The 13,537-nt window shown below is 64.4% G+C and carries 17 protein-coding genes and 1 pseudogene; 10 read left to right on the plus strand and 8 right to left on the minus strand.

Annotation, left to right across the window (positions count from 1 at the left end):
- Positions 1-22 precede the first annotated feature (22 nt).
- On the plus strand, positions 23-277 hold the full coding sequence (locus tag NKI06_RS09720; protein ID WP_352985087.1) for a hypothetical protein: 255 nt from the start codon (positions 23-25) through the stop codon (positions 275-277).
- Here NKI06_RS09720 and NKI06_RS09725 read toward each other — a convergent pair.
- On the minus strand, positions 240-701 hold the full coding sequence (locus NKI06_RS09725; protein ID WP_352985053.1) for a RidA family protein: 462 nt from the start codon (positions 699-701) through the stop codon (positions 240-242). The genes NKI06_RS09720 and NKI06_RS09725 overlap by 38 nt on opposite strands.
- A gap of 234 nt (positions 702-935) precedes the next feature.
- Here NKI06_RS09725 and NKI06_RS09730 point away from each other — a divergent pair, with 234 nt between their 5' ends.
- Positions 936-1,304 carry a YciI family protein gene (locus tag NKI06_RS09730; protein WP_023681239.1) on the plus strand — a complete coding sequence of 123 codons (369 nt, stop codon included), beginning with the start codon at positions 936-938 and terminating at the stop codon, positions 1,302-1,304.
- A 7-nt stretch (positions 1,305-1,311) separates the two neighbouring features.
- Positions 1,312-2,556: an RNA polymerase sigma factor gene (locus NKI06_RS09735; RefSeq protein ID WP_352985054.1), complete on the plus strand. Its 1,245-nt coding sequence runs from the start codon at positions 1,312-1,314 to the stop codon at positions 2,554-2,556.
- Between the two features lie 9 nt (positions 2,557-2,565).
- Here NKI06_RS09735 and NKI06_RS09740 read toward each other — a convergent pair whose 3' ends face one another.
- The 3 genes from NKI06_RS09740 to NKI06_RS09750 all read right to left on the minus strand — a co-directional run bounded on the left by NKI06_RS09740 (position 2,566) and on the right by NKI06_RS09750 (position 5,288).
- Positions 2,566-3,192, minus strand: coding sequence for a glutathione S-transferase family protein (locus NKI06_RS09740; protein WP_352985056.1), 627 nt, complete (start codon positions 3,190-3,192; stop codon positions 2,566-2,568).
- Positions 3,193-3,516: 324 nt separating this feature from the next.
- Positions 3,517-4,491, minus strand: a complete 975-nt coding sequence (gene cysK / locus NKI06_RS09745) for a cysteine synthase A (protein WP_023692952.1) — start codon at positions 4,489-4,491, stop codon at positions 3,517-3,519.
- Between the two features lie 179 nt (positions 4,492-4,670).
- A complete protein-coding gene (locus tag NKI06_RS09750; RefSeq protein ID WP_352985057.1) occupies positions 4,671-5,288 on the minus strand; it encodes a LysE family translocator in 618 nt (205 codons plus the stop codon).
- A gap of 178 nt (positions 5,289-5,466) precedes the next feature.
- Here NKI06_RS09750 and NKI06_RS09755 point away from each other — a divergent pair, with 178 nt between their 5' ends.
- Positions 5,467-6,372, plus strand: coding sequence for a hypothetical protein (locus NKI06_RS09755; protein ID WP_352985059.1), 906 nt, complete (start codon positions 5,467-5,469; stop codon positions 6,370-6,372).
- A 24-nt stretch (positions 6,373-6,396) separates the two neighbouring features.
- Here NKI06_RS09755 and NKI06_RS09760 read toward each other — a convergent pair whose 3' ends face one another.
- The 3 genes from NKI06_RS09760 to hrcA form a co-directional block, all read right to left on the minus strand.
- Positions 6,397-7,746 carry a PQQ-dependent sugar dehydrogenase gene (locus NKI06_RS09760; protein WP_352985061.1) on the minus strand — a complete coding sequence of 450 codons (1,350 nt, stop codon included), beginning with the start codon at positions 7,744-7,746 and terminating at the stop codon, positions 6,397-6,399.
- 103 nt (positions 7,747-7,849) lie between these two features.
- Positions 7,850-8,050 (minus strand): hypothetical protein, encoded by a 201-nt coding sequence (locus NKI06_RS09765; RefSeq protein ID WP_023672050.1) that lies wholly within the window; start codon positions 8,048-8,050, stop codon positions 7,850-7,852.
- A gap of 36 nt (positions 8,051-8,086) precedes the next feature.
- On the minus strand, positions 8,087-9,172 hold the full coding sequence (hrcA, locus tag NKI06_RS09770; protein ID WP_023681233.1) for a heat-inducible transcriptional repressor HrcA: 1,086 nt from the start codon (positions 9,170-9,172) through the stop codon (positions 8,087-8,089).
- A 155-nt stretch (positions 9,173-9,327) separates the two neighbouring features.
- Between hrcA and rph the strand changes: the two genes are divergently transcribed.
- From rph to NKI06_RS09800, 6 genes and pseudogenes are all read left to right on the plus strand, one after another.
- Positions 9,328-10,044, plus strand: coding sequence for a ribonuclease PH (rph, locus tag NKI06_RS09775; protein WP_023710344.1), 717 nt, complete (start codon positions 9,328-9,330; stop codon positions 10,042-10,044).
- Between the two features lie 191 nt (positions 10,045-10,235).
- The gene (locus NKI06_RS09780) at positions 10,236-10,646 is read left to right on the plus strand and encodes a VOC family protein (protein WP_352985063.1); all 411 of its coding nucleotides are present in this window, start codon (positions 10,236-10,238) and stop codon (positions 10,644-10,646) included.
- Entirely contained in the window at positions 10,646-11,293 is a 648-nt protein-coding gene (gene rdgB, locus NKI06_RS09785; protein WP_352985065.1) for an RdgB/HAM1 family non-canonical purine NTP pyrophosphatase, read from the plus strand. Before NKI06_RS09780 ends, rdgB begins: the two co-directional genes overlap by 1 nt.
- A complete protein-coding gene (gene hemW, locus NKI06_RS09790) occupies positions 11,293-12,450 on the plus strand; it encodes a radical SAM family heme chaperone HemW (protein ID WP_352985067.1) in 1,158 nt (385 codons plus the stop codon). Before rdgB ends, hemW begins: the two co-directional genes overlap by 1 nt.
- Before the next feature lie 6 nt (positions 12,451-12,456).
- Positions 12,457-12,780 (plus strand): low molecular weight protein tyrosine phosphatase family protein, encoded by a 324-nt coding sequence (locus NKI06_RS09795; protein WP_023702417.1) that lies wholly within the window; start codon positions 12,457-12,459, stop codon positions 12,778-12,780.
- Between the two features lie 191 nt (positions 12,781-12,971).
- A pseudogene (locus tag NKI06_RS09800) lies at positions 12,972-13,106 on the plus strand (EamA family transporter); the annotation flags it as partial.
- Positions 13,107-13,185: 79 nt separating this feature from the next.
- On the opposite strand, the gene NKI06_RS09805 reads toward NKI06_RS09800, so the two are convergent.
- Positions 13,186-13,371, minus strand: a complete 186-nt coding sequence (locus NKI06_RS09805) for a hypothetical protein (RefSeq protein ID WP_023687558.1) — start codon at positions 13,369-13,371, stop codon at positions 13,186-13,188.
- Positions 13,372-13,537 lie beyond the last annotated feature (166 nt).

Here is a 13,537-nt window from a genome sequence, read left to right on the forward strand (position 1 = left end):
CATACGCAAAAAGAGCGGCGCGATGAGGCTTCTGGTCGTTGGCGGCTATGGCATTTTCGGCGGCCGCATCGTGCAATTGCTGGAGAGCGAGCCCCGCCTGATCCTGCTCGTCGCCGGGCGCTCACTGGCCAAAGCCGAGGCCTGGTGCAACATCCGCACCGGCGCGGCGGCGCAACTCGTGCCGGCGCGCTTCGATCGCAACGGTGACCTCGCGCAAGGCCGGCCTGTTCGTTCGCGCCTCAGTCCGGCAGCGCCGCGACGGCTACGATCTCGATGACGATGTCTGCCTGGGCAAGCGCTGCGACGCCGATTATCTCCGAAGGCGGCGGATTGTTGTCGCTACAATGCTTCGGACAATGCTCGGCGAAAAACGCGTCCAGCACGTCGAGACGAAAATTAGGCGAGCTGAGGACGCCGCCGTCGGGAAATGGCCCTTTGACGAAACAGGTCAGCCTGATGAGATGGTCGAGCCCGCTGCCAAGTTCTTCCAGATCCGATTTGATGTTGCCGAGAACTTCCCGCCACTGCGCCGCGGCATCGCCGGCGAAGCCGCCACCCTTCTTGGCGGCCGGATCGTAGTCAGCCGATGTCGCGGTGTTGCCGCAGAGATAGACGGTGCCTTTCGCACCGCTGACGACCGTGCCTTTGCCCCATGGCATCAACCGGCCGTTCTTGAATTTCTTGTGGGTCACGAGTTCCATTCTCTTCTCCCATGCCTCGTGTGACGTGCCCGCCAACGACAGAGGATAGTGCTGTGCGGAGCCACGGCCAGTCCGCTGCCGGTCATCCGCCAGCAGACGGAGGAACATCTGGTCCTTGCGAAATCTCCTGGCGGAGGCGAAAGTTTTTTCTGAAGCCTGTCGAAATCGGCCGCCGCCGCGCGACATACGTCTGGCCCCGCTAGACGCGGCCTTCGAAACCACGGGAGAAGACCCATGCGATACATGCTTTTGATCAACAGCGACGAAGCCGCGCAGGCGAACACGCCAATCGAGAAGGCTCAGCAGATGAGCGCAGCATATGCCGCCTATACCGAAGCGTTGAAGAAATCCGGCGCATGGCTCGCCGGCGAACGGTTGCGCCCGACCCAGGCGACCACCTCGGTGCGGATCACAGACGGCAAGACCAACGTGATCGACGGCCCCTATGCCGACACCAAGGAGCAGCTTGCCGGCTTCTACATGATCGAGGCGGCCGACATCGATACCGCCATCGACTGGGCGGCGCGCTGTCCGGCGGCGAGCGCCGGCACGGTCGAGTTGCGGCCGATCTGGGAAATGGCCGACTACATGCCCAAGAAATGACAATGTGATGGACAGTCGCCCGAACGTCGCGCGGGCGGCGGCCGAAGCGGCCGCCCGGCAGAGTTACGGCAAGCTGGTCGCCTACCTTGCTGCGCGCACACGCGACGTGGCCGGCGCCGAGGACGCGCTGGCCGAGGCCTTTGCCGAGGCGCTTGAGCGCTGGCCGCAGACCGGCGTGCCCGACAAGCCGGAAGCATGGCTGCTGACCGTCGCGCGCCGCCGTGGTGTCGATGCGGTGCGCCGTCGGCTGACCAGCGAGGCGAGCCGCGACCATCTCAAGCTGATGGCCGAGGAGATGGAGGCGAGCATGGAAGACGAAGACCTTCCCGACGAGCGTCTCAGGCTGATGTTTGCCTGCGCGCATCCGGCGATCGAAGCCAGCGTGCGGGCGCCGCTGATCCTGCAGACCATTCTGGGTTTCGACGCGGCGACGATCGCCTCGGCCTTCCTGGTTTCGCCGGCGACGATGGGCCAGCGTCTGGTGCGTGCCAAGAGCCGCATCCGCGAGATCGGCATTCCGTTCCGCGTGCCGGATTGCGCCGAACTCGGCGAGCGGCTGGGAACGGTGCTGGAAGCGATCTACGCGGCTTTCGCCGAAGGCTGGACCGACCCGGCAGGGACCGAGACGAGAGCGCGCAATCTGGCGACCGAAGGCATCTGGCTCGGGCGGCTGGTGGCATCCCTGATGCCGGACGAACCGGAAGCGCTCGGCCTGCTGGCGCTGATGCTGTTTGCCGAGGCGCGGCGCCCGGCGCGGCGCGATGCGGCTGGAGATTATGTGCCGCTCGCCGACCAGGATTGTCTTCTTTGGGATCACGCGCTGATCGACGAAGCCGAGGCGCTGCTGGGCCGCGCCGCCACCATGGGCGTCATCGGCCGCTATCAGCTCGAAGCGGCGGTACAATCGGTGCATGCGACGCGGCGACGGACCAGCCAAACCGATTGGGCGGCGATCCGTAACTTCTACGATGCGCTGTCGGCGATATCAGGCTCGCCGGTGATTTCGATCAACCGCGCCGTGGCGATTGCCGAGGGCGAAGGGGCGGCGGCAGGACTGGCGGCGCTCTACGTGCTGGGCGACGACAAGCGGCTCAACGACTACCAGCCCTACTGGGCCGCCCGCGCCGGCCTGCTGGCCAGGCTCGGCAATGCGGCGCAAGCGGTCGAAGCCTATGACCGGGCGATTGGCCTTGAACGCGACCCCGCCGTGCGCCGCTTCCTGCAGGCGAAACGGGCGATCCTGCGAAATTGAAGCGTCCGTTCAGGCCGGCCACATCTCATGCGTGGTGTTGAGCCGTTTCATCAGCGGATGCGCGCGCAGCGCCGACCATAAGCGTTCGATGTTCGGCCAGTCGGCTCGCGCCTTGTCCATATCGGGGTGCCAGGCCACCAGCATGACGAGGTAGATGTCGGCCAGCGACATCGCGTCGCCGACCAGCCAGCCGCGCCCCTCGAGGGCTGCATCGACAATGGCGAAGCCGCGGCCCATCTCGGCAATGGCTGCCTGCTTGACGGCTTTCTTGCCGTCGGCATCGGTGGTGTAGCGATGGGCATAGTAGAGGCGCAGGATGGCGGGGTAGAGCACCGATGACATGAACGCCATCCAGCGCAGGAAACCGGCGCGATCCGGCGATCCGGCGGCCGGCGCCAGACCCGCCTGCGGATGGCGCTCGGCAAGCAGGATGCAGATCGCCGCCGATTCGGTTATCGATTGACCGTTGGGCAAGGTCAGCACCGGAACCTGGTTCAACGGGCTGATGTCGAGGAAAGCCGGGTCCGGCGGATCCTTCTTGGGCACATCGATCTGGTCGAATTGCGCGTTTGCCAGCGCCAATGCGGCCTCGACGACAAAACCGCCGCTGCCTGGGCGCGTGTAAAGCTTGTACATGTGATTCTCCCCCTGCCCGCGCGAAGCAGGCCGGGGCGATTTGACCCTGAAGCCGCCTCCCGCTCAAGCCGGTGGCGGACGCCACAGCCGGGTTTTCTGCGGTCCAGCCAATCGAGACTTCCGATGTCGGAGGGACAGCACCCCCCTCTGGCCTGCCGGCCATCTCCCCCTCAAGGGGGGAGATTGGCTGTCGCGATGGCTTTCGCCAATCTCCAATTGAGCAAAATGAGGCGGGACCCCGGAGCTGCTGATCCCCCCTTGAGGGGAGATGCCCGGCAGGGCAGAGGGGGGGTGCGAAGGATCGCCGCCTATCCCGTTGAGACGTTAAGCCCCCAGCCCGTCGAACAGGATCGTCGACAGATAGCGCTCGGCGAAGGACGGGATGATCACCACAAGGTTCTTGCCCTTGTTCTCCGGCCGTGAGCCGACGACGATCGCCGCTTGCAGGGCGGCGCCCGACGAGATGCCGACCGGCACGCCTTCAAGGCGGGCGACGAGGCGGGCGTTGGCGACCGAATCCTCGTTGGAGACCTTGACGATCTCGTCATAGATCGAAGTGTCGAGGATCTTGGGCGCAAAGCCGGCGCCGATGCCCTGGATCTTGTGCGGGCCGGGCTGGCCGCCCGACAGCACCGGCGAGGCCTCCGGCTCGACGGCGACGACATGCACCGAGGGCTTGCGTTGCTTCAGCACCTGGCCGACGCCGGTGATGGTGCCGCCGGTACCGATGCCGGCGACGAAGATGTCGACCCCGCCATCGGTGTCGTTCCAGATCTCCTCGGCGGTGGTGCGGCGGTGGATCTCCGGATTAGCCGGGTTTTCGAACTGCTGCGGGATGACGGCGTCAGGCAGGGTGGCGGCCAGCTCGTCCGCCTTGGCGATGGCGCCCTTCATGCCTTTCGGCCCTTCGGTCAGCACCAGTTCGGCGCCGAGCAGCGCCAGCATCTTGCGGCGCTCCACCGACATGGTTTCGGGCATGGTCAGGATCAGCTTGTAGCCCTTGGCGGCGGCGGCGAAGGCGAGCGCGATGCCGGTATTGCCGGAGGTCGGCTCGATCAGCGTCGTCTTGCCGGGTTTGATCCGGCCCGACGCTTCCAGCGCCTCGATCATCGAAACGCCGATGCGGTCCTTGACCGAGGCGATCGGATTGAAGAATTCGAGCTTGGCAAGAAGGTTGGCAACGACGCCCTTCTCCTTGGCGAACTTGTCGAGCCGCACCAGCGGCGTGTCGCCGATCGTCTCGGTGATCGAGTTGTAGACACGGCCGCGGCCGGGCACGCGCGCGGAAGGCTTGTTCATTGGTTTCGCTCCCAAATCAGATCAGGCAATTGGCGTCGGCGGACAGAATAAGGCTTTCGCCCGCGCAAGATAGGCTGCCGGCCGAAAATATCGAGTGGGCCGCTTGCTGAAAACGCTTGCCTTCCGAAGCCGCATTTTCCGGATGGACCGATCGGCGGAATGGATGGGCCTGAACCGATCTACTGACGTGCGGCAATGGCTGCGGCCGCGCCCACCATGAAGCCGGCGGCGGTGCGGTTCAGCGCCTTCAGCGCGCGCGGCGATTTCAGGAACCAGCGCGCCTTGGCGGCCAGCGCCACATAGGGCACCAGCACCACGAAGAGCACGATGACGGTGAGCGCGACCAGGATGCCGTAGTCGGCGAGCGTGATAGTCTTCAGGTCGACGATGGTCGGCGTGATGGCGAGGTAGAAGATCATCGTTTTCGGGTTGCCCAGCGTGACGGTGAGGCCGGCAAGGAAGCTCGATACCAGGCCGCCCTTGCCTTTCCTGGCCTCGACAGTCTCGGGCGTGATCCCGGCCGTCCAGAAACGCCAGCCGAGGAAGGCGAGATAGGAGACGCCCAGCCATTTGATGGCGAGAAACACCATGCCGAAGCTTTGCGCGACATAGGCAAGGCCGAGCACCACCGCGGTGAGATAAATGAGGTCGCCGAGCATCAGGCCGAACGACATCGCCAGCGATGAGCGGAAGCCGGATCCGAGCGCCCGCGCCACAAGCGCGGTGACGCCGGGCCCGGGAATGGCGGCGGCGATGCCCAGCGCAGCACTATAGGCAAGGAAGCCGGTGAGGGTCATGACGGTCGCATCTCGTGAAACGACTCTGATGCCATGAAAGCCTGCAACGGCAAAACGGATTCGATTGCGCCAAGCAGGACATGAAAGCCGGTCATCCTCGCCTGAAAGCGAGAGATGGTTCACTTACGCCCCGAAGGCGGTCGGCTATCTCGCATGGCTCCGAACGGCAGGAGCACCCATGTTAGCCAAAAGACTTCACGTCCAGCTCATGAAGTGGATGCCCAACAACTATTCCGAAGCACGCGGTCACGTCCACGAGCTGGAATGGTATCTGTGGTTCGAGGGGCGTCAGGCTTTCAGCCTGTTCGACAAGGGCGATAGCGATGTCGTTCCGCAGACTGGATATTTTACCGACAGCCGGGACCCTGGCGCTCACCCCATTCGTCCGATGATCTATCCGCTGGTAGTCAACAACCGGTTCAAGGTGCGACTGGTGGCGATGGAGCGTGACGGACCGCAAAAGATAGACCCCGACGACACCGCCAAAGGCGAATTCTACATCGACCTCGACACCAAATATCCGCCGGTCTCCGACTGGCGCATCATCGCTGCCGATCCGCGCAGTACCGACCTCAACGTGGAAGCGTCGTTCCAGCTGCAATGGCTGGACTATGTCGATACCGCCGAGATTGCCGATGATGGCCCGCCAGGCATCATCGACAAGTCCAACTATCCCTATCCGTGGGGCGCCAATGTGATGGTGTTCGAGCACTGGCTCGGGCTTGGCCGCAAGGCGCCGCTCAAACTCATCGACCCGAACCGCGCATCGCGCCGCGAATACTGGATGATCAATGGCAATGCGGCCCGGCGCATGGTGCAGGACCTCTATCGCTTCAACGTCAACCAGCTTGGCGTCGCCAACGACACCATCAGCAGTGTTTACGTGCCGAAGCTCAATGCCGGCCACGTCACGGTGACGCTTTACGAACACGATTTCAGCGACGGCCGCTTCGCGCAAGGGGCGAAGAAGTCCTTCGGCTCGGTCGGCCTCTTCAATCTCAGGGATACCGGTTTCGATGACCGCGTCTCATCTGCCGAGGTGATCCATACCTATCCCAAGGTGATCCATCGGGACGTGCATTAGGGCCGGATTGCGCTGTTCGCCGGCTCAGGATGGGCCATCGACATGGGTGATGCGCCAGATGGTGCCGTTGCCATCCTCGGTTACGATAAGCGCGCCGTCCTTGGCCACCGCGACGCCGACCGGCCGGCCCCAGACGGCGTCGTCGGAGAGGACGAAGCCGGTGATGAAATCCTGGTACTCGCCGGTCGGCTTGCCGTCGCTGAATCTCAGCCGCACCACCTTGTAGCCGGTCCTCATACCACGGTTCCAGGAGCCGTGCAGGGCGACGAAGGCGTCATCCTTGTACTCTGCCGGGAAATTGCCGCCGTCATAGAAGGCGATGTTGAGCGGCGCCGAATGCGCCTGCATCAGCACGTCGGGCACGGTGACCGAGCCGGCGAGGTCTGGGCGCGCGCCCTCGTGACGCGGGTCCTCGTTGGCGCCGATATAATACCAGGGCCAGCCATAGAAGGCGCCGTCCTTGACTGAGGTGGCATATTCGAACGGCACATCGTCGCCGAGACCGTCGCGCTCGTTGACGACACACCACAGCGCGCCGGTGGCCGGTTGCACGGTCATGCCCGAACAATTGCGCAGGCCGGTAGCGAGGATGCGGCCATTCTTGCCGTCGGGGCCGAAGGCCAGCACGTCGGCACGGCCATCCTCGGAACCCCAGGTGGCGCCGAGTGGCTGTGATTTTGCCCAGGCGTCAAGGCCGCCCTTCGGTGCCTTCTGCATGCCCTCCGCGACGTTCGATCCGGAGCCGACCGAGAGATACAGCGTCTTCCCGTCCGGCGAGAAGGCGATATCGCGGGTCCAGTGGCCGCCGGTAGGGATGTCGGAGACAATCGTCTCCGGTTCGACGGAGGCTTTAAGGTCGCCGTCGCGATAGGCGTAGCGGACCACGCTGTCGTTGTTGGCGACGTAGACCCATTGCGGCTTGTCGCCAGGCGGGTAGAAGGCGATGCCATAGGGCTGGTTGAGATTGTCGGCAAAAATGCCCTCTTCGGCCGGCTTCGCGCTACCCTTGGCCAGCCGATAGACGCGGATCTGGTTGGCGTCACTGTCGGCGACGAACAGGTCGCCGTTCGGCGCCACGCGCACGACCCGCGGATTGGAAATGCCGGAAGCAACCAGTTCGGCCGAAAACCCAGGCAGCAGGACGGGCTTCGCGCCCTCGGGCCGATCGCCAAGGCCGGCGCTGTTGGAGGCGGATTCGGTGATGTTGGGCTTTTTCAGATCATCCGGCTTGATCAGCCGGCGCACACCTGGCTTGTCGGCCTTCCAGTCGCCGAAAGCGTCCTTGCCGGTCAGCAGCGGTTGATCGGCCTCCTGGGCGAAGGCGCTGGTGGCCAGAAGCAGGGCAAGGCCTGCCAAGCCGGCAATCCGGATCATGCTGTTCTCCTCGAACTCGCGCCTGTCAGCGCGCCATGCACAGGGGGAGATATTGTGCGGCCGCCGCAAAAGAGAAGCGTGCGCGGGCAGATTCGAGAAGCGCTCAACTTTCCTCTTCGACGTCCAGATCGTCGTCGAGACGCTTTTCCAATGCGACGAGATCTTCCGGCAGCGGCAAGCCCATGGCGCGCATTTCGCGCAGTTTTTCGCGCAGCTGCTCCTGGATTTCGTGCTCGTCCTCCGGCTGGTTGACCATTTCCTCGAGCAGCATACTGATCTGGGCCTTGAACGATTCAAGCGCCATTCTGCGCCCTCCTTTACGGTGATCCCGGCTTCGGAATTATCTTAACATCCGGGTAATCAATTGCGCAGTGTAGTCGACCATAGGCACGATGCGGGCATAATTCAGCCTGGTCGGGCCGATGACGCCGAGCGCGCCGACGACGCGGGCGTCCTTGTCGCGGTAAGGCGCCACGACCAGCGACGAGCCGGAGAGCGAGAACAGCTTGTTTTCCGAGCCGATGAAGATGCGCACGCCGGGGCCGTCCTCGGCGAGGTCGAGCAGCTGGATAAGCCCGTCCTGCGTCTCCAGATCCTCGAACAGGTGGCGCAGCAATTCGATATCGGCCTGGGCGGTGACGTTTTCGAGCAAATTGGCGCGGCCGCGCACGATAAGGCGCGCCGGCAGGCCGCTATCGGCGCCGGCCCACACCGCCAGGCCTTTCTCGACCAGGTCCTGCGACAGCGTGTCGAGCGCGGCCCGGGTCTCGTCCTTGATACGGGCGATCTCGATGCGCGCCTCGGCGAGCGTGCGGCCCCTGATATGGGCGTTGAGGAAGTTGGAGGCCTCGTGCAGCTGCGAGACGGTGATGCCGGCCGGCAGGTCGACGACGCGGTTCTCGACATCGCCATTCTGCGACACCATCACCGCCAGCGCCTTGGTCGGCTCGAGCTGGATGAACTCGATGTGCTTCAGCGCCACCTCGTTCTTGGTGGCGAGCACCAGGCCGGCGCCGCGCGACATGCCCGACAGCATCTGGCTGGCCTCGGTCAGCATGTGTTCCAGCGTCGCGCCCGAGCCGGAGGCGCGCACCTGCGCCTCGATGACCCGGCGTTCCTCGTCGGAGAGATCGCCAAGCTCCATGAAGGCATCGACGAAGAAGCGCAGGCCGGTCTGGGTCGGCAGGCGCCCGGCCGAGATGTGCGGGGCATAGATCAGGCCGAGATGCTCGAGGTCGCTCATCACGTTGCGGATGGTGGCCGGCGACAGCGATGACGGCAGGATGCGCGACAGGCTGCGCGATCCCACAGGCTCACCGTCCTTCAGATAGGATTCGACGATGCGCCGGAAAATGTCGCGCGAACGCATGTCGAGCGATTGCAGCGCGGGCGCCAGCAGACTGGGTTCGGTGACTGCCTTGGTCATTCGAGCCAAAAACCTCCGGCTCAAGGATATAGACTTCCATCGCCCCCGCGCAACCCGGCGTCTGTGCCAGATCGCCCGGCCTTTTCCTTTGCGCCATGGGCTGCATGCGTCTACAAGCCGCCGACGCAACCGTAAAAGAACAGAAAGAGGCCTCGATGCGCCCTTCCAAACGCCAAGCCGACGAAATGCGCGCCATCTCCTTCGAGCGCGGCGTCTCCAAACACGCGGAAGGCTCGTGCCTGGTGAAATTCGGCGACACGCATGTGTTGTGCACGGCGAGCCTGGAGGAAAAGGTGCCGGGCTGGATGCGCAATTCCGGCAAGGGCTGGGTGACGGCGGAATACGGCATGCTGCCGCGTTCGACCGGCGAGCGCATGCGCCGTGAAGCCTCGGCCGGCAAGCAAGGCGGCCGCACGCTGGAAATCCAGCGGCTGATCGGCCGCTCCTTGCGCGCCGTTGTCGACCTGCAGGCACTGGGCGAACAGCAGATCACCGTCGACTGCGACGTCATCCAGGCCGATGGCGGCACCCGCACGGCCTCGATCACCGGCGGCTGGGTGGCGCTCTACGATTGCCTGCGCTGGATGGAAGCGCGGCAGATGGCCAGTGTTGCCAAGGTGCTGAAGGACCATGTCGCGGCAATTTCCTGCGGCATCCACGACGGCAAGCCGGTCATCGACCTCGACTATATCGAGGATTCGTCTGCCGGCACCGACGCCAATTTCGTCATGACCGGCAAGGGCGGCATCGTCGAGATCCAGGGCACCGCCGAGGGCGAGCCGTTCTCGGAAGGTCAGTTCGCGGAGCTGATGGGGTTGGCCAAGAAGGGCATTCAGCGGCTGGTGAGCTTGCAGCAGATGGCTGTGGCCTGATTGAATTTAACCGTGATGACGTCGGCGATCCTTCACACCCCCCTCTGGCCTGCCGGCCATCTCCCCCGCAAGGGGGGAGATAAGAGGTCGCTGCCGTTTTCGCCAACCATCAACGTTGAGACGCCGCCAGCGGAACTGCCAATCTCCCCCCTTGCGGGGGAGATGCCCGGCAGGGCAGAGGGGGGTGCCTGATGCAACCCTCCGCTATTCTTGAGTCAGCGCTTTACGTCACGGATCTCGCCGCTGCCGAGACCTTCTACTCCGATGTCCTCGGCCTCCCTCTCCTCGGCAAGGTCGACGGCCGCCATCTCTTCTTCCGCTGCGGCCCGGGCGTGCTGCTCATCTTCAACGCCGAAGCCACCAAAATCCCGCCGGCGCCCGATGCGCGGCTGAAAGTGCCGCCGCATGGCACGGTCGGCGAGGGCCATCTCTGCTTTGCCGCAAGTGAGGATGAACTCGCACAGTGGAAGGCGCGACTTGAGGCGAAAAACATCGCCATCGAAAGCGAATTCGAATGGCCGCAGGGCGGGCGCTCGATCTACATACGCGACCCCTCGGGCAATTCGATCGAATTCGCCGAGCCAAGGATCTGGGGCCTTTGATGCATTCTCTCGATGGAAAGAAGATCGTCGTTGCCAGCCACAATGAAGGCAAGCTGCGCGAATTCGCCGATTTGATGGGTCCGTTCGGCTTCGAGGCGAAGTCGGCCAAGGACTACGGCCTGCCGGAACCGGAGGAGACCGGCACCACCTTCGAGGAAAACGCCTACATCAAGGCCTTCGCCGCGGCTAAGGCGACCGGCCTGCCGGCGCTGTCGGACGATTCGGGCCTGTGCGTCGACGCGCTCGACGGCGCCCCCGGCGTCTACACCGCCAATTGGGCCGAAGCTCCCGATGGCAGCCGCGACTTCGGCATGGCCATGCAGCGCACCGAAGTGGCCTTGCAGGAGGTCGGCGCCGCCGAGCCAGCGCAGCGCAAGGGGCGGTTCGTCGCCGTCATCTGCCTGGCCTTCCCCAATGGCGAGGCTGAATATTATCGCGGCGAGGCTGAGGGAACGCTGGTGTGGCCGCCGCGCGGCGAACTCGGCTTCGGCTACGACCCGGTGTTTTTGCCCGACGGTTTCGACAAGACGTTCGGCGAGATGAGCGCTGAGGAAAAACACGGCTGGAAGCCCAGTCAGCCGACGGCGCTGTCGCACCGCGCCCGCGCCTTCCAGAAATTCGCCCGCGCCAGGTTAGGCTCAGCTTAATGTCGCTGGACCGCAGCCCGGGCTTCGGCGTCTACATCCACTGGCCGTTCTGCGCGGCCAAATGCCCGTATTGCGACTTCAACAGCCATGTCCGTCACCAGCCGGTCGACCAGGAGCGCTTTGCCCGCGCCTTCGAGACCGAGCTGAAGACGATGCGCGAGCGGACCGGGGCGCGCGAGGTGACCAGCATCTTTCTCGGCGGCGGCACACCGTCGCTGATGCAGCCGCAGACGGTGGCGGCGGTGCTGGACGCCGTGGCGAAGAACTGGACGGTGCCCGACGGCATCGAGGTGACGCTGGAGGCCAATCCATCCTCGGTCGAGGCCGAGCGCTTTCGCGGCTACCGAGCCGCCGGCGTCAACCGCGTCTCGCTCGGCGTGCAGGCGCTGAACGACAAGGATCTGCGCTTCCTCGGCCGGCTGCACAATGTCGACGAGGCGCTGCATGCAATTGGCCTGGCACGGGACATATTCCCAAGACTTTCCTTCGACCTGATCTACGCCCGCCCCGGCCAGACGCTGGACGACTGGCAGGCGGAGCTCGAACAGGCGATCGGCCATGCCGCCGACCATCTGTCGCTCTACCAGCTGACCATCGAGGAAGGCACGCCGTTCCATGCCCTTCATGCGGCGAAGAAATTCATCATCCCCGATAATGACCGGGCCGCCGATCTCTATGCGCTGACTCAGGAGGTCACCGCGGCGCATGGCCTGCCGGCCTATGAGATTTCCAACCACGCCAGGCCGGGCGCCGAGAGCCGGCACAATCTGACCTATTGGCGCTATGGCGAATATGTCGGCGTCGGACCGGGCGCGCATGGCCGCTTTATCGAGAACGGCCACCGTGTTGTGACGATCGCCGAGCGGATGCCGGAGACCTGGGCCAATCTGGTGGAGGCCAGGGGCCATGGCGTCACCGGCGGCGAGATCCTGACGCGCTCCGAAGAAGCCGACGAGTTCCTGCTGATGGGGCTGAGGTTGGCCGAAGGCATCGACCTTTCCCGCTACGAGGCGTTTTCCGGGCGCGGCCTGTCGAGCGCCCGGCTGACCGTGCTGCAGGATGAGGGGCTGGTGGCGCCGATCGGCAATGCCAGGCTACGCGCCACGCCAGCCGGAATGATCGTGCTCGATGCCGTGGTGGCGGATTTGGCGCGGTAGATCGCGATGAAGAACGTGCTGTTCGTCTGCAGCCAGAACCGCTTGCGCAGCCCGACCGCCGAGCAGGTGTTCTCCAAACGTAGGGATATCGAGGTCGCGTCGGCCGGCACCAACCACGACGCCCACACGCCGCTGACGCATGAGCTGGTCGCCTGGGCCGACATCGTCTTCGTGATGGAAAAGGCGCACCGCACCAAGCTGCAGAAGAAATTCAAGGAGAGCCTGAAGAAGGCCCGCGTCATCTGCCTCGACATCCCGGATGATTACGGATTCATGGATCCGGAGCTGGTGCGATTGCTGGAGGTGAGGGTGACGCGATACCTGGGCTGACTGATGTGGTTGGGGCGTTCCACGCCCGCGTTCGCCATCCTCGGGCTTCGCCCGAGGATTCATGCCGCGAGGTTAAGGCGCTGCAGCGGTTCAGAATTCTGCGCCGCTGCATCCTTCGGCAGAGGTCACGGAATGGATCATAGGGTCTGCGCCGCGTCACTTCGCTCCTTGCTTCGCCCTAGGATGACGATGTTGCACCGATCGACAAACTAAGCGTCGTGCTTGAAGCGGCGCTTGCCGCGGTGTTTCTCGGCATGCGCCTCTCCGGTCCGGGCCGGCTTGGCGTCGCTCTTGTCCCGGCGGACGCTGTTCTGGTCGTTCATCGGATGCGGCGGCGCGCCTTCGCGGGCGCTCTTCGTTTCAAGACGGGTGATGAAGATATCGAAACGATTGGGCATCGTACGGTCAGTGCTCCGTCGTGCTGTCCGGTTTGTTGTCCGAAAGCCTGACATTCGTCGGCAAGGCGGTGGCCGCCCGACTGGCCAGGCCGGTGTCGCTTTCGGCGAGCGCACGCTTGCCCTTTCGCGCCGTGAAGCGCTTGCGCTCGGCATAATAGGGCTCGAAAACGTCCTGCAATTCCAGGCTGTCCATCCTGTCCTCCTCCTCAAGAGACTCAGGTATTCAATCCGCCAGCCACGCTTTCGTTCCCCACTGTGGCAAAGACATGGCCGCCGGGTTACATCGGCGTCAGGTTTGGCTCGACGTTCGGGATTTTGCAACCCGGCGCGCGCCGTGCCAAACAGGGCGAAATGGAGAG

This window comes from Mesorhizobium sp. M0772, from assembly GCF_040320135.1.
Lineage (GTDB): Bacteria > Pseudomonadota > Alphaproteobacteria > Rhizobiales > Rhizobiaceae > Mesorhizobium.

What these genes read in the sequence shown, in the direction of transcription:
- NKI06_RS09720 (WP_352985087.1), top strand. Translation starts at nt 23, where the DNA reads ATGAGGCTTCTGGTCGTTGGCGGCTATGGCATTTTCGGCGGCCGCATC.
- NKI06_RS09725 (WP_352985053.1), bottom strand. Translation starts at nt 701, where the DNA reads ATGGAACTCGTGACCCACAAGAAATTCAAGAACGGCCGGTTGATGCCA.
- NKI06_RS09730 (WP_023681239.1), top strand. Translation starts at nt 936, where the DNA reads ATGCGATACATGCTTTTGATCAACAGCGACGAAGCCGCGCAGGCGAAC.
- NKI06_RS09735 (WP_352985054.1), top strand. Translation starts at nt 1,312, where the DNA reads ATGGACAGTCGCCCGAACGTCGCGCGGGCGGCGGCCGAAGCGGCCGCC.
- NKI06_RS09740 (WP_352985056.1), bottom strand. Translation starts at nt 3,192, where the DNA reads ATGTACAAGCTTTACACGCGCCCAGGCAGCGGCGGTTTTGTCGTCGAG.
- cysK (WP_023692952.1), bottom strand. Translation starts at nt 4,491, where the DNA reads ATGAACAAGCCTTCCGCGCGCGTGCCCGGCCGCGGCCGTGTCTACAAC.
- NKI06_RS09750 (WP_352985057.1), bottom strand. Translation starts at nt 5,288, where the DNA reads ATGACCCTCACCGGCTTCCTTGCCTATAGTGCTGCGCTGGGCATCGCC.
- NKI06_RS09755 (WP_352985059.1), top strand. Translation starts at nt 5,467, where the DNA reads ATGTTAGCCAAAAGACTTCACGTCCAGCTCATGAAGTGGATGCCCAAC.
- NKI06_RS09760 (WP_352985061.1), bottom strand. Translation starts at nt 7,746, where the DNA reads ATGATCCGGATTGCCGGCTTGGCAGGCCTTGCCCTGCTTCTGGCCACC.
- NKI06_RS09765 (WP_023672050.1), bottom strand. Translation starts at nt 8,050, where the DNA reads ATGGCGCTTGAATCGTTCAAGGCCCAGATCAGTATGCTGCTCGAGGAA.
- hrcA (WP_023681233.1), bottom strand. Translation starts at nt 9,172, where the DNA reads ATGACCAAGGCAGTCACCGAACCCAGTCTGCTGGCGCCCGCGCTGCAA.
- rph (WP_023710344.1), top strand. Translation starts at nt 9,328, where the DNA reads ATGCGCCCTTCCAAACGCCAAGCCGACGAAATGCGCGCCATCTCCTTC.
- NKI06_RS09780 (WP_352985063.1), top strand. Translation starts at nt 10,236, where the DNA reads ATGCAACCCTCCGCTATTCTTGAGTCAGCGCTTTACGTCACGGATCTC.
- rdgB (WP_352985065.1), top strand. Translation starts at nt 10,646, where the DNA reads ATGCATTCTCTCGATGGAAAGAAGATCGTCGTTGCCAGCCACAATGAA.
- hemW (WP_352985067.1), top strand. Translation starts at nt 11,293, where the DNA reads ATGTCGCTGGACCGCAGCCCGGGCTTCGGCGTCTACATCCACTGGCCG.
- NKI06_RS09795 (WP_023702417.1), top strand. Translation starts at nt 12,457, where the DNA reads ATGAAGAACGTGCTGTTCGTCTGCAGCCAGAACCGCTTGCGCAGCCCG.
- NKI06_RS09805 (WP_023687558.1), bottom strand. Translation starts at nt 13,371, where the DNA reads ATGGACAGCCTGGAATTGCAGGACGTTTTCGAGCCCTATTATGCCGAG.